The organism is Variovorax rhizosphaerae (assembly GCF_037889975.1).
GTDB classification, from domain to species: Bacteria; Pseudomonadota; Gammaproteobacteria; order Burkholderiales; family Burkholderiaceae_C; genus Variovorax; species Variovorax rhizosphaerae.
Genome location: NZ_JBBKZT010000006.1, coordinates 136,611 through 149,287, shown reverse-complemented (window position 1 = coordinate 149,287; position 12,677 = coordinate 136,611). Strand labels below are relative to the sequence as shown.

11 protein-coding genes are annotated in these 12,677 nt (G+C 65.7%); 5 read left to right on the top strand and 6 right to left on the bottom strand.

Features of this window, described 5'->3' with window-relative positions; translation table 11 throughout:
* Positions 1 to 70 precede the first annotated feature (70 nt).
* Together WKW82_RS14360 and adh are read right to left on the bottom strand one after the other, a co-directional pair.
* Positions 71 to 478, bottom strand: a complete 408-nt coding sequence (locus WKW82_RS14360) for a DUF779 domain-containing protein (protein WP_340342976.1) — start codon at positions 476 to 478, stop codon at positions 71 to 73.
* Positions 479 to 489: 11 nt separating this feature from the next.
* Complete coding sequence (gene adh / locus WKW82_RS14355) at positions 490 to 2,010, bottom strand: aldehyde dehydrogenase (protein ID WP_340342975.1); 1,521 nt, start codon at positions 2,008 to 2,010, stop codon at positions 490 to 492.
* Positions 2,011 to 2,392: 382 nt separating this feature from the next.
* Here adh and WKW82_RS14350 point away from each other — a divergent pair, with 382 nt between their 5' ends.
* The 3 genes from WKW82_RS14350 (at position 2,393) to WKW82_RS14340 (ending at position 5,113) form a co-directional block, all read left to right on the top strand.
* Entirely contained in the window at positions 2,393 to 2,854 is a 462-nt protein-coding gene (locus tag WKW82_RS14350; protein WP_340342974.1) for a hypothetical protein, read from the top strand.
* A gap of 359 nt (positions 2,855 to 3,213) precedes the next feature.
* The gene (locus WKW82_RS14345; RefSeq protein ID WP_340342973.1) at positions 3,214 to 4,473 is read left to right on the top strand and encodes a toll/interleukin-1 receptor domain-containing protein; all 1,260 of its coding nucleotides are present in this window, start codon (positions 3,214 to 3,216) and stop codon (positions 4,471 to 4,473) included.
* A 10-nt stretch (positions 4,474 to 4,483) separates the two neighbouring features.
* Positions 4,484 to 5,113, top strand: a complete 630-nt coding sequence (locus WKW82_RS14340; RefSeq protein ID WP_340342972.1) for a hypothetical protein — start codon at positions 4,484 to 4,486, stop codon at positions 5,111 to 5,113.
* 287 nt (positions 5,114 to 5,400) lie between these two features.
* Here the strand turns inward: WKW82_RS14340 and pyk are convergent, their stop codons facing one another.
* Positions 5,401 to 6,825, bottom strand: coding sequence for a pyruvate kinase (gene pyk, locus WKW82_RS14335; RefSeq protein ID WP_340342971.1), 1,425 nt, complete (start codon positions 6,823 to 6,825; stop codon positions 5,401 to 5,403).
* The gene (locus tag WKW82_RS14330; protein ID WP_340343210.1) at positions 6,822 to 8,075 is read right to left on the bottom strand and encodes a glycerate kinase type-2 family protein; all 1,254 of its coding nucleotides are present in this window, start codon (positions 8,073 to 8,075) and stop codon (positions 6,822 to 6,824) included. Before WKW82_RS14330 ends, pyk begins: the two co-directional genes overlap by 4 nt.
* A gap of 326 nt (positions 8,076 to 8,401) precedes the next feature.
* Here WKW82_RS14330 and WKW82_RS14325 point away from each other — a divergent pair, with 326 nt between their 5' ends.
* The gene (locus WKW82_RS14325; RefSeq protein WP_340342970.1) at positions 8,402 to 8,542 is read left to right on the top strand and encodes a hypothetical protein; all 141 of its coding nucleotides are present in this window, start codon (positions 8,402 to 8,404) and stop codon (positions 8,540 to 8,542) included.
* A 241-nt stretch (positions 8,543 to 8,783) separates the two neighbouring features.
* Here WKW82_RS14325 and WKW82_RS14320 read toward each other — a convergent pair whose 3' ends face one another.
* Together WKW82_RS14320 and WKW82_RS14315 are read right to left on the bottom strand one after the other, a co-directional pair.
* Positions 8,784 to 9,695: a hypothetical protein gene (locus tag WKW82_RS14320; RefSeq protein ID WP_340342969.1), complete on the bottom strand. Its 912-nt coding sequence runs from the start codon at positions 9,693 to 9,695 to the stop codon at positions 8,784 to 8,786.
* 261 nt (positions 9,696 to 9,956) lie between these two features.
* On the bottom strand, positions 9,957 to 11,075 hold the full coding sequence (locus WKW82_RS14315) for a hybrid sensor histidine kinase/response regulator (RefSeq protein ID WP_340342968.1): 1,119 nt from the start codon (positions 11,073 to 11,075) through the stop codon (positions 9,957 to 9,959).
* 116 nt (positions 11,076 to 11,191) lie between these two features.
* Between WKW82_RS14315 and WKW82_RS14310 the strand changes: the two genes are divergently transcribed.
* Positions 11,192 to 12,559, top strand: coding sequence for an MATE family efflux transporter (locus tag WKW82_RS14310; RefSeq protein ID WP_340342967.1), 1,368 nt, complete (start codon positions 11,192 to 11,194; stop codon positions 12,557 to 12,559).
* Positions 12,560 to 12,677: the final 118 nt, after the last annotated feature.

Genomic DNA, 12,677 nt, shown 5'->3' with positions numbered 1-12,677 from the left:
CTCGAGGGGGCGCACCCAGCGGCCCGGCAAAGCCGGTTCCGCGGGTGCTCACGAACAAACCCTGTGCCCCTCAAGGCCGTCCCTGCGCCTCGAGCACCTGCCACTCCGCGTCTTCGTACAGCCGCGAGCGCGTGAGAAAGCGCAGCCCTGTCGGACGCTCCAGCGAGAACATCCCCCCGTTGCCTGGCACCGCATCGATGATGAGGTGCGTGTGCTCCCAGTACTCGAACTGCGACCGGCTCATGTAGAAGGGCGTCTCCGCAATCTCGCCGAGGCAGATGTCGGCATCGCCCGTGATGAACTCGCCCAGCGCGAAGCACATCGGCGCGCTGCCATCGCAGCAGCCGCCCGACTGGTGGAACATCAACGGGCCATGCTCCGCGCGCAAGCGCTCGATGAGCGCCTGCGCGGCCGGCGTCACGGACACGCGGCTGACCGCGGCAACAGCCACTTCGGTCAGTGGCGTATCGGACGACATGCGTGCCTCGGTCAGAAGAAGCCCAGCTTGTTCGGGCTGTAGCTCACCAGCAGGTTCTTGGTCTGCTGGTAGTGGTCGAGCATCATCTTGTGGTTCTCGCGGCCGATGCCCGACTGCTTGTAGCCACCGAAGGCCGCATGGGCCGGGTACTGGTGGTAGCAGTTGGTCCACACGCGGCCGGCCTGGATGCCGCGGCCCATGCGGAAGGCGCGGGCGCCATCACGACTCCATACACCGGCGCCCAGGCCGTACAGCGTGTCGTTGGCGATCTCCAGCGCCTCTTCCTCGGTCTTGAAGGTCGTCACCGACAGCACCGGGCCGAAGATCTCTTCCTGGAAGATGCGCATCTTGTTGTGGCCCTTGAACACGGTCGGCTTGATGTAGTAGCCGCTCGCCAGTTCGCCCACCTTCACGTTGCGCTCCCCGCCGGTCAGGCACTGCGCGCCTTCCTGCTTGCCCAGGTCGATGTACGAGAGGATCTTCTCCATCTGCTCCTGCGAGGCTTGCGCGCCGAGCATGGTGCCGGTGTCGAGCGGATGGCCCTGCGTGATCGCCTCGACGCGCTTGATCGCGCGTTCCATGAAACGGTCGTAGATCGATTCCTGGATCAGCGCGCGGCTCGGGCAGGTGCAGACCTCGCCCTGGTTCAGCGCGAACATCGTGAAGCCTTCCAGCGCCTTGTCGAAGAAGGCATCGTCGGCCGAGAGCACGTCCTCGAAGAAGATGTTGGGCGACTTGCCGCCGAGCTCCAGCGTGACCGGGATCAGGTTCTGGCTCGCGTACTGCGAGATCAGGCGGCCGGTGGTGGTTTCACCGGTGAAGGCGATCTTGGCGATGCGCGGGCTGGAGGCCAGCGGCTTGCCGCATTCCAGGCCAAAGCCGTTGACCACGTTCAACACGCCGGCAGGCAGCAGGTCGCCGATGATTTCCATCAGCACCAGGATCGAGGCCGGCGTCTGCTCGGCCGGCTTCAACACGACGCAGTTGCCGGCGGCCAGTGCGGGCGCGAGCTTCCACACCGCCATCAGGATCGGGAAGTTCCACGGGATGATCTGGCCCACGACGCCGAGCGGCTCATGGAAGTGGTACGCATAGGTCTCGTGATCGATCTCGCTGATGCCGCCTTCCTGCGAGCGGACGCAGGAGGCGAAGTAGCGGAAGTGGTCGATGGCCAGCGGCATGTCGGCGGCCATGGTTTCGCGCAGCGGCTTGCCGTTGTCCAGCGTCTCGGCCACGGCCAGCGTCTGCAGGTTCTGCTCCATGCGGTCGGCAATCTTCAAGAGGATGGTGGCCCGCTCGGTGGGCGAGGTGCGGCCCCATGCGGCCTTGGCCTTGTGCGCAGCATCGAGCGCGGCCTCGATGTCCTTCGCGTTGGAACGCGGAATGCTGGTGAAGGCCTGGCCGGTCACCGGCGTGAGGTTGTCGAAGTACTGTCCGTCGATCGGCGCGACCCATTGGCCACCGATGAAGTTGCCATATTGCTTCTTGAAAGGGTTCGCGATACCCAGGTTGCGCATTTCAGCCATGTCCATGAATTCATCTCCGTTGAAGTTGAGGAAGGAACGCATCAACAACTTCGCAATGGGCGGGCCAGCCCGGGCCAGGGCGTGCCAGCGCGCGCAAGTGCTTGTCAGGCAATGGATTTTTGGAACTCGGCGCGGGACGTCGTTGTGACAGACGCAGCCGGGGCGCTGTGCCGATGCGGAGCAACTGCTGCAGATTGAACCAACGCATCTGCGATGCACGGGCGTCCTCGGGGCACGCATGGTTTGCCGCGTGAATGCTGGCTTTCTGTCAAAACGGCGTTAGCCTACGCCCGTCGCTGTTGGCGCCTCACAAGCAGGCATGCACAACGGCGGCGACATTGGAAGTTCGGGTCGCGCTGGGCGACCCTCAATAACAAGGGACTTCGACATGGAATTCGACGACACCACCAAGACCCCGAGCCAGCTCGCCGACGACGCGCGGCAGGCCGGGCGCGACGCAGCCGAGGCTGCGCAGGCATTCGCCACCGGCACCGCCACTGTGGCGAGCCACGCCGCCCATTCGATCCGCTCAGTCGCGCAGGATGCGAAGGCCACGGGCAAGGAAGCCTTGGACAATGCCGCGGACGTTGCCGACGAGGCGAAGAAGGTGGCCGTCGACGCGGCACGGACCGGCCGTGCCTATGCGCGCGATGCGGTCAATTCGACCGGCAGGAAGATGGTCGACTGGAAGGGCCGGGTCGCCAATGCCAATGAATCCTGCGCGCGCTTCGTGGCCGACGAACCGGTGAAGGCGCTATGGATCACCGCCATCGCGAGTTCGCTGTTGACGGCGCTGGTCATGACTGCGCTGGGGAGTGGCCGCCGCCGCCACGACGACTACGGGTATTAGGGCGTCGGTCATGAAATCCTTGGGGCTTGACCATGGCCGCAGGGTCATGGCGCTTGCAGGGGCCCCGTCTTCGCATGGGAACTGCCCGGTCGATTCCGAGGGGCGCATGGTCAAGCATCTTCCGATCCACTGAAAGCAAGTCTTGCCGCGCAGTTGAACTGCCGCGGCGGAATGTCCCTGCCGTTTGATCGAGGCTCCGGGCGGCTGAAAGTCCGTACCGTTGGATCGACGCCCCGGGCGGCCACTTGCGGCGTCAACGTCTACTCCCTTTGTGGGGTGGCAGAGTCGGCGCTACGAACGTACGCTACGTCTCCCACGCTCACCATCAAACGACGTTGGCCCTGCTGAGGAAGATGTCCATGAATGCCTGGAACGGTCTAATCCAAGACGGCTCTTGGTCGCATGGCACTTTGTTTACGTGCAGCCGCTTTGAAATACTTGGGGTCACCGTTCCCTTCCAGGTCGCGGTCATCGCGTGCGATGCACCGGCTGAAGCTACCGCCACCGCCCTCGTTCATCAACTTCGGACCGAGCTGCTCTCGATGTCCACACCACCGGTCACTTTGTTCCTCTGCCATGGGCCGGGAGGCCTGAATTGCATGTCCTGGAAAGAGCCAGCCTGCAAGCATGTCCTCGTCATGGTGATTGGCAGCACGCCGCTCGGCCCCGGATTCGAGACCATGGCCGACGATTGGGTCGATCGGGGCGGATTGATCATGCCGGTGCTGATGCCAGGACTCCAGCACGCTCAGGTGTTCGGCACCGGCGCCGCCTTCCCGGTCCTGTCCAAAGCCAATCAGCCGTCTTACCTGGGGTCAGTCACTCTTCTTTCACAACTCGTCCTGGAAGCGATCTTGCTCGAGCGCCGCAGGGGCGTCTTCCTGAGCTATGTGAGAAATGATGCCTCGGCCGCTGCCGAGCAGGTCTTCGACGCACTGCAGCGACGCGGCTTCCGGGTTTTCATGGATCGGTTTTCAGGAACACCCGGCTTGCAATTCCCCGCCGAACTCGCCCAGGCGATGGGGAATGCGGACGTCGTGCTTGCCCTGGAAACCGCCCACGTCGCTCAGCCCGGATGGACGATGTGGGAAGTGCGCTTTGCGCACAAGTACAAGTTGGGTCCACTTGCCGTGAACTTTCAACGCAGTCCGAAGCTTCGGCAAGTTCGCAAATTCCAACGACTCCCTGTCGATGAAAACCCGTCGACGCCGATCTCGGCACTTTCCGTGCAACAGATTGCGGACTTCGTCGCCGAGCAGGTGCATCTCGTGTCCATCGGACGTCGCGCCTACTTCGAAACGCTGGCACGCCTCGCTGCGCAAAGCAAGTCCGGCAGGGTCGCCCGATGCAGCAATGGCGCGTTGAATCTCGTCAACCGGTTGGGTTCGGTGCAAGCCGCACTGGCTATCAGCGGGGCGCCAGCGCAAACAGGTCACATCCGGCGCGTGTCGGAAGCTTCGCTTCAACCTCCGGTGGCCGTGCGGACGAAGCTCGTCGCCGGAGATCATCAGCATCTGCTGGAAAGGGATCTGAAAGACCTTCAGTGGTTGGCGAGCGAGACTGGCGTCACGTTGACCGGCGCAGGCTCCATGTATCGGCACATTCGCACGCTGTTGTGATGAGTTGACCATGAAAGAAATTCTGCTTTGTGTGTTGAATCCAGACGCCGCCCAGATTCAGTTGGCGATCGAGTTGATCGACGCGTGGGCGTTTCCGACGGGCGAGTCACAGCCCGCTACGGTGCTTGTCCTGGCCGACGCGGAAGTCTGTGCCCAGGCCGGACTGGTCGGTCTGGGCCGCGGGAAAGCTCGCACCATCGAGAACGGCGAGCGCCGGACTACACCTGTCGTCGCATTCCCGATGGCATCGGAGCACACAGACGATGATCTCGAAGTGTTGAGGCGCATGGGCGCGATCGAGGACTCCAACTGGTCTTCCGTCTCGGACTCCGTCGCACGCATCATCCGCGAGCGCAAGATCGATCAGATGGTGGCGATTGCGGGCAGCGAGCACGAATTGACCAACCTGCGAGCGAGCGCCGAGAACTCGAAAATCAAGTTTGTGACCGTGCCGCCTGACGACGAGCTGAAGGGCACCGAGGAACTGCTTGCCGAGCTCGACAAGCAGGACGCGCAAGGCGAGCCGTTGCCACCGCATCTCCCGCTTCCTCCCGAGGATGAGCTCATACGATTGGTGAAGCTCGCTGGCGTCCGGCACGCCCAACGGCTCGCCTATCTGCTTCAAGACACCGTGGAATAGCAGCGGGTTTCGCCAGAGGGCACGCGTTTTCATACGACTTTGCAATCCAAGCGCAGAACAAGGCGGAGCGCCGCAGACAGTGCTGTAGCACGGCAAGGCGATCCAACGCAGTTATTGCGTTTGATCGCGAAGTCGTATCAGTCAGCAGGATGGATGCATGTCCGTGTAGCGCACCGCACGAGTTGCTCTACAACGACGCCCGATTCCTGAATGCAGCCGGACCTGGCGCAATCAAACGCCGGCCAGGCTTGAGTTGCTACCAGGTCGATCGCTGCCGCGGCCACCCGTCATTCGACCTGTGCGATGCGCAGCAGGTTGGTCGTGCCCGGTGCGCCGAAGGGCATGCCGGCCGCGATCACGATGGTCTGGCCCTTCTGCGCGAAACCCTGCTTCGCGGCGGTGGCGACGGCGACCTCGGTCATCTCGGTGACGTTCATCACGTCGTGGCAGAGCACCGGGTTCACGCCCCAGACCAAGGCCAGGCGACGTGCCGTGGCGCGGCGCGGCGTCATGCCGATGATCGGCGCGCGCGGCCGTTCGCGCGCCATGCGCAGGGCCGATGAGCCCGAGCTCGTGTATGCGACCATCGCCGCCACATCGAGCAGCCCCGCCACCGACCGCGCCGCCCAACTGACCGCATCCGCGGTGTTGGCCGATGGCCGCGTGTGCGACGCGTCGATGGCAGCGCGGTACTGCGGATCCGCCTCGGTCTGCTCGATGATGCGGTTCATCATTGCGACCGCCTCGATCGGGAACTTGCCCGACGCCGACTCCGCCGACAGCATCACCGCATCCGCGCCGTCGTAGATCGCCGTGGCCACGTCCGAGGCTTCGGCGCGTGTCGGCACCGGCGCGCTGACCATCGACTCCAGCATCTGCGTGGCGACGATCACCGGCTTGCCCAAACGGCGGCATTCGCGAACGATGCGCTTCTGGATCGCGGGCACCTGCTCGGCCGGCATTTCCACGCCCAGGTCGCCGCGCGCCACCATCACCGCATCGGTCTCGGCCAAGATGGCGTCGAGGGCGTCGATGGCGGCGGGCTTCTCCAGCTTGGCGACGATGCCTGCGCGGCCCTGCACGATGGCCTTGACCTCGACGATGTCCTCGGGCCGCTGCACGAAGGAGAGGGCGATCCAGTCGATGCCCAGCGTGAGCCCGAACTCCAGGTCCGCGAGGTCCTTCTTGGTGAGGGCCGACAGCGGCAGCACCACGCCCGGCACATTGACGCCCTTGCGATCGGACAGCATGCCGCCGTTGACCACCGTGGTCTCGGCGAAGTCCTTGCCCGACTTCTCGACCTTCAGGCGGAGCCGGCCGTCGTCGAGCAGCAGTTCCGCGCCGGGTTTCAGCGCCGCGAAGATCTCCGGATGCGGCATCGGGGCGCGCGTGGCATCGCCTTGTTTCTCAATGTCGAGGTCGAGGCGGAAGGCCGCGCCTTCGACCAGCTTCACCGGTCCACCGGCAAAGGTGCCGACGCGCAGCTTCGGGCCTTGCAGGTCGAGCAGCACGCCGATGGGCTTGCCGAGGTCGGCCTCGATCGAGCGGATCAGGTCCAGCCGCTGCTTGTGGTCGGCATGCGTGCCGTGGCTGAAGTTGAGCCGGAACACGTCGGCACCGGCGCGCACCAGCGCCTCGATGGTGGAGCGGTCGGCGCTGGCCGGGCCGAGGGTGGCGACGATCTTGGCGTTGCAGGGGCGTTGCGTGGTCATGGGGTTCCAGTGGTGGATGCGCTGTCGATGACGATGGCGCGGAAGTCGTTGACGTTGGTGAGGGTGGGGCCGGTGATGACGGAATCGCCGAGGGCCTGGAAGAAGCCATGGCCGTCGTTGTTGTCCAGGCTCTTGCGGGGGTGGATGCCCTGGGCCCAGGCCCGGGCCAGGGTGTCGGGCGTGAGGCAGGCGCCGGCGATCTCCTCGATGCCGTCGACGCCGTCGGTATCGCCGGCGATGGCGTGCACATTGGGCAGGCCGTCGAGCGCGACGCCGAGCGCCAGCAGGAACTCGACGTTGCGGCCGCCGCGGCCGTTGCCCTTGATCGTCACGGTGGTCTCGCCGCCGGAGAGCAACACGCAAGGTGTCTGGAAAGGCTGGCCGCGGAGGGCGACCTGGCGTGCGATGCCGGCGAATGCCTTGCCGACGTCGCGCGCCTCGCCTTCGAGGCTGTCGCCGAGGATGTAGGTGGCATAGCCTGCGGCGCGGGCCACCTCTGCAGCGGCCTCGAGCGCGATCTGCGGCGCGGTGATCATGCGCGTCTCGTTGCGGGCGAGTCGTGGGTCACCGGGCTTGACGCTTTCTGCTTCGGGGCGCTGGAGGAGGGCGAGGACGGCGGGCGGCACCTCGATGCGGTAGCGCTCGATGATCGCCAGCGCGTCGGCGCAGGTGGTGGTGTCGGGCACGGTCGGGCCGGAGGCGATGTCCATGGGCGAGTCGCCGGGCACGTCGGAGATCAGCAGCGTCCAGACTCGGGCCGGATGGCAGGCCGCCGCCAATCGGCCGCCCTTGACCGAGGACAGGTGGCGGCGCACGCAGTTCATCTCGGAGATGCTCGCGCCGCATTCCAGCAGGGCACTGTTGACGGCCTGCTTGTCGGCCAGCGTGAGACCCGGGCCGGGCGCGACCAGCAGCGAGGAGCCGCCGCCGGAAATGAGTGCGATCACCAGGTCGTCGGCGCTGAGGCCGCTCACCAGTTGGCGGATGCGTTCGGTGGCCTGCAGGCCGGCCTGGTCCGGGACGGGATGGGCGGCCTCGACGATCTCGATGCGCTCGCAAGGTACGGCATAGCCGTAGCGCGTGACGACAAGGCCTTCGAGCGGGCCATCCCAATGGTCTTCCAGCGCACGCGCCATGGCGGCCGAAGCCTTGCCTGCGCCAATCACGATGGTGCGGCCCTTGGGACGTGGCGGCAGATGCGGCGGAAGGCAGAGCGCGGGCTGGGCCGCGGCGACGGCAGCATCGAACATGCTGCGCAGCAAGGGTCGCCGGTCGGCCTGGGTCGAGGTGGTCAAGGGATTGTCTCCAGGGTTGGGATTCAGGTCCACGGGTGGCAGGGCGTTCGCTTTTCGCAAGGGGCCGTGGCCTGGGGCAAGTCTAGGAATGGACGCCGCGAAAGGCGAGTGACATTGCGGCAAGCGCCACATGCCTGGGAGGAATAGCCGTGGGGGACAAGGACGCCACGGGGAAGAACCGACCCCCCAATCAGTGGATGCCCTGGATGCCGTCCAGTAACAAAATCCTGCACACACCACCGTCCTGCCAACTAAAGTCGAAAGGCAACAGCGGAGTTCCTATGTCCAAGTGGGTTAGCGTCACGCTCCTGTGCCTTCTGGCAGGCTGCAGTACCGCACCGCCGCCGGGCGGCTATTCGGTCTGCCAGACGAGCCCCGGCTCCTACCAGTGCGAAGTGGAGCGCTACCAGAACGCTCGCTGAACGAACGCACCCCCGATGCGCCTGCGGCGCCGGTGCGGCCGTCAGAGGCGTTTGCTCTTGTGGCCGTCCAAACCTGCGCTGGCAGGCCTGGCGCGCGATCCCCACGCAGCGGAACCGTATGCCGCTGCGGTTGGCCACACAGTTGCGGCAGAGGCTGACAATCGAGCGAAGGCGCTTGTCATGCCTCAGCCAGAACCGCAGACCCGAGATCGGCGTCTGCGGCGGAAAAATCCAATCCTCTTCAGCGGTAGCCGGTTTCGTTCGGGTTGTGAATGATCCAGATCAGGTTCCCGCTCGTGAAGTCGCCCATCCCGCCGCCCGCGAAGACCAGTCGCCCCTGGCCCTTGTAGGTCATTTCGAAGCGATGTCGGTCGCTTCCGAAATAGAACGGAATGAAGGCCTTGCCAGTCACATAGGCACCTTGGTCCGTGGGCGGCCCGATCAGGTCGGTGACCTGCCGCGTCGGCATGCCGATCTGGAGTCGGGTGAACTTGCTGCCGGGCCCCGGGTTGCCGGTGATCTCGCCTTCGTAGTCGTTGAGGCCCTTCACGGTGCGGCCGCTGCCGGCCTCGACCTTGGAGGAGTCGACCACATTGCCGCGCGCGTCCATGCCGGGCTTGGCGGCGCCGACGGTGGAGGGGGCGGGCGTGGGGGCGGGCGCCGGTGCGGCGGCAGCGGCTGGTCGTGCCGGTTCGGCCGAGGCGGCCACAGCGCAACGGTCCAGGTCGACGATCCGCTGCAGCGGCTTGGCGACATAGCGGTAGTCGCGGATCTTCGTGACGACCTCGCCGCCGGTGAAGCCGCCGCCCACGGCGCGGCAACGGAAGAAGGTCGAGTCGCCATCGCTGGCCACGTAGGTGCCGGCCGGTGCGCCGCGTGCGCTCGGCTTCGACAGGTTCAGCGTGACGGTCTTCCCGACGAGATCCTGCTTCAAGCCCTTGCCGGCACCGTCGCCCAGCACGCCGGCCAATTCGTCATAGCCCATCCCCTCGATGCTGGGCTTGGGTGGCGGCGCGGGCGGTGCGGCAGTGGCGGCCTGAGGCGCCGCACCCGAGTCCGCCGATTTGCTTCCAGTGGATGAACAACCTGCGGCCAGCAGCGCGACGGCGGCCGTCAGGGCCAGGGCGGAAAAGGTGATCGTCTTCGTATTCATAGGGGTAGGCCTCCGTTTGCAAGAAATCGGATTCTCGAACAAATGCCGTGTCGCACTCCCTTCGCGAGAGGGCAGGCGCACCTTTTTTCTCCCCTGCCGAAGGGAGGAAGACGCCGCTGCGAGGCTGGCCGTTCGGGCGAGGCAAGGCTCCGCACAAGTCCTCGCGGAGCGCGCATCCACGGCCAAGGGTCAGGCTGCGGCGTTGAAAAATCCCACGCCGAGTCGAGGCGCGCACCTTCTCGGGACTTGCTCGGAGCCTTGCTACGTCTGCTGCAGCCGTGCAGTCCTGAGGCTGCCTTCCACCGGCACCAGGGGCACCGACAGGATGATCGACGTGCCGGCGCCGCCCCTGTTCCTGATGGCGAGCCGCCCGTCGACGGTGCGTGCGCGTGCGCCCAGTCCGCGAAGGGCCCGTGGCCTTTCGGGGAGTTCGGCCCGCGTCAGCCTGCGGCCGTTGTCGGTGATCTCCAGCGTGAGCATGTTCTCGCCGTCCGACAGGTCGATGCGCACCTCGCTGCAGGCTGCATGCCGGGCGATGGTGGTCAGTGCCGCCTGCGCGGTGCGGTAGGCCACCAGTTGCACATCCTCCGGCGCGTGGATGACCTCGTGCGTGCTGGTGAACGCGGTCTTGACGCCGGTGCGCTGCTCGAACGAGCCGGCAAGCCAGTCGACCGCGGCCACGATGCCGCGCTCCAGCACCGGCGGATACAGGTCCTGCACGATGCGCTGGCTGGCGCCGATGGCGTGCTCGAGCATCTCGGTGGCGGCATTCGCATGCGCGAGCACGTCGGGCTCCTTCGCCTGCTTGCAAATCCATCCGAGGTCGGACTTCAAGGCCGCAAGCGAGCCGCCGATGTCATCGTGCACCTCGCGCGCGATCGCCTGGCGCTCCTCCTCGATGCACTTGCGAAGGTATTCGTTGAGTTCCGTCGATCGCTCCACGGAGCCCGCCAGTTCGGCTTGCGAATCTTCCTTGGCGGTGCGAATGCGGCTTGCGTCCAGTGCGCGCAACATCACGCGTGCCAGTTGCGACAACGTGCTCTTGCGCACGAAATCGCAGGCGCCACGCCGCACTGCATCGATGGCCTCGGCCTCGCTCGCCGAGCGAGACAACACGATGAATGCAGGTTGCCGGCCGGGCATGCCGAGCAGGACTTCCCAAGCGTCCATCGCGGTGAAGCCATCGCAGTGATAAGCGGAAACGACGATGTCGTGGAGCCCGTCCGTGAGCCGTTGTTTGAAGCGATCCAGCGTGTCGACGCGCTCGATCACCGTGCTCGACGGATCGAGGCCGAGGGCGCCGCACATCTGCCAGTGGTCTGTCTCCGACGGCTCGAGATGAAGGATGCGCAGCCGCTGCAAAAGTAGGGGAAAGAACATGAGCGAGCGATGATAGTGAGCACTTCGCTTGCGCGCAAAATGGCTCGTCCATGACCCCACACGACTCCTACAAACCACGTTTCGTTACAGGGTCGTTGCTGAAACATGTTTGCGTCATGTCAACCACTGCGGCAGTCGGGCTCATCGCCGTCTTCGTCGTCGACCTCATCAACCTCTTCTACATCTCGCGCCTGGGCGAGAAGGAAATAGCCGCAGCCGTTGGCTTTGCAGGCGTCGTCGGTTTCTTTCACACATCGATATGCATCGGCGTCACCATCGGCATCACGGCGGTGGTGTCGCGTGCGATCGGTGCGGGCCGTCGTGCGGATGCGCGCGGCATCGCGACATCGAGCCTGGTGCTGATGGTCGCGATCACGGTATGCGTCGGCATCGTCACGCTTGTGGTCCTGCATCCGATGTTGCGTGCGCTGGGCGCCAGTGGTGATACCGAGCGGTATGCGGCCCGCTATCTCGCGATCACCGTGATGTCGATGCCCTTGCTCGGCGTCGGCATGGCCTGTGCCGCCCTGTTGCGGTCGGTGGGCGATGCGCGGCGCGCGATGATGGTCACGCTCGGCGCCGCGGTCGCCACCGCGGTGCTCGATCCGATCCTGATCTTCGGCCTGGACATGGGCCTCGATGGCGCGGCGGCCGCATCGGTGGTCTCGCGTTGCATGCTGGCGGCGGTGGGCATGCGCGGCGTTGTCGTGCGCCACCAGTTGCTGGCGCGCTTCAACCGCGCGCGGTTCGGCGACGATGCGCGCTTGCTGGTCGGTGTGGCCGGGCCGGGCGTGTTGACCAACCTCGCGACTCCGGTTGGCGCCGCTTTCGTGACGCATTCGATCGCGCAGTTCGGTGCGTCGGCGGTTGCCGGCCAGGCCATCATCGACCGCGTCACGCCAGTCGCCTTCGGGCTGGTGTATTCGCTGAGCGGCGCGGTCGGGCCGATCCTTGCGCAGAACCTCGGCGCTCGGGAGTACGGGCGCGTACGCGTGGGGCTGCGCGACGCGCTGATGTTCATGGTCTTCGCGGTGGGCGCGGCCTGGCTGGTGCTGGCACTGGCGCAGTCGCTGATCGTGCGGGCCTTCTCCGCAGAAGGTGATGCGGCGGCGCTGATCCATGCGTATTGCTCGTGGATTGCGGCGGGCTTCTTCTTCATCGGCGCGCTGTTCGTGGCGAACGCAGCCTTCAACAATCTCGGGCGGCCACTGCTTTCGACGGGCTTCAACTGGGCACGCGCCACGCTGGGCACCATTCCCTTCGCGTGGATCGGTTCGCACTATGGGCCGGCGGGTGTGCTGGTGGGGCAGGCAGCGGGTGCGGCCATCTTCGGGACGCTTGCGATGGTGGTCGCCTTTCGTCTGGCGACCCGGCTTGGGCCGGTGCAGGACGCGAGTCCGGCATTGGACGCGAGGCCGGTGCCAGAGGCCGGCAATGCGGCTGCGCTGGCCACGCTGATGCCGCCGAAAGCCGACGATGCATAGCTTGCTCTCGGCAAGTTCTCTGCAAAGCGCATCCTCGGCACGGACGGTACTGCGGCATGCCACTGCGGCTTGCACCTTGCATCTCATCCCGAGCCGAGGTGCACGTCCTTGCGACGAC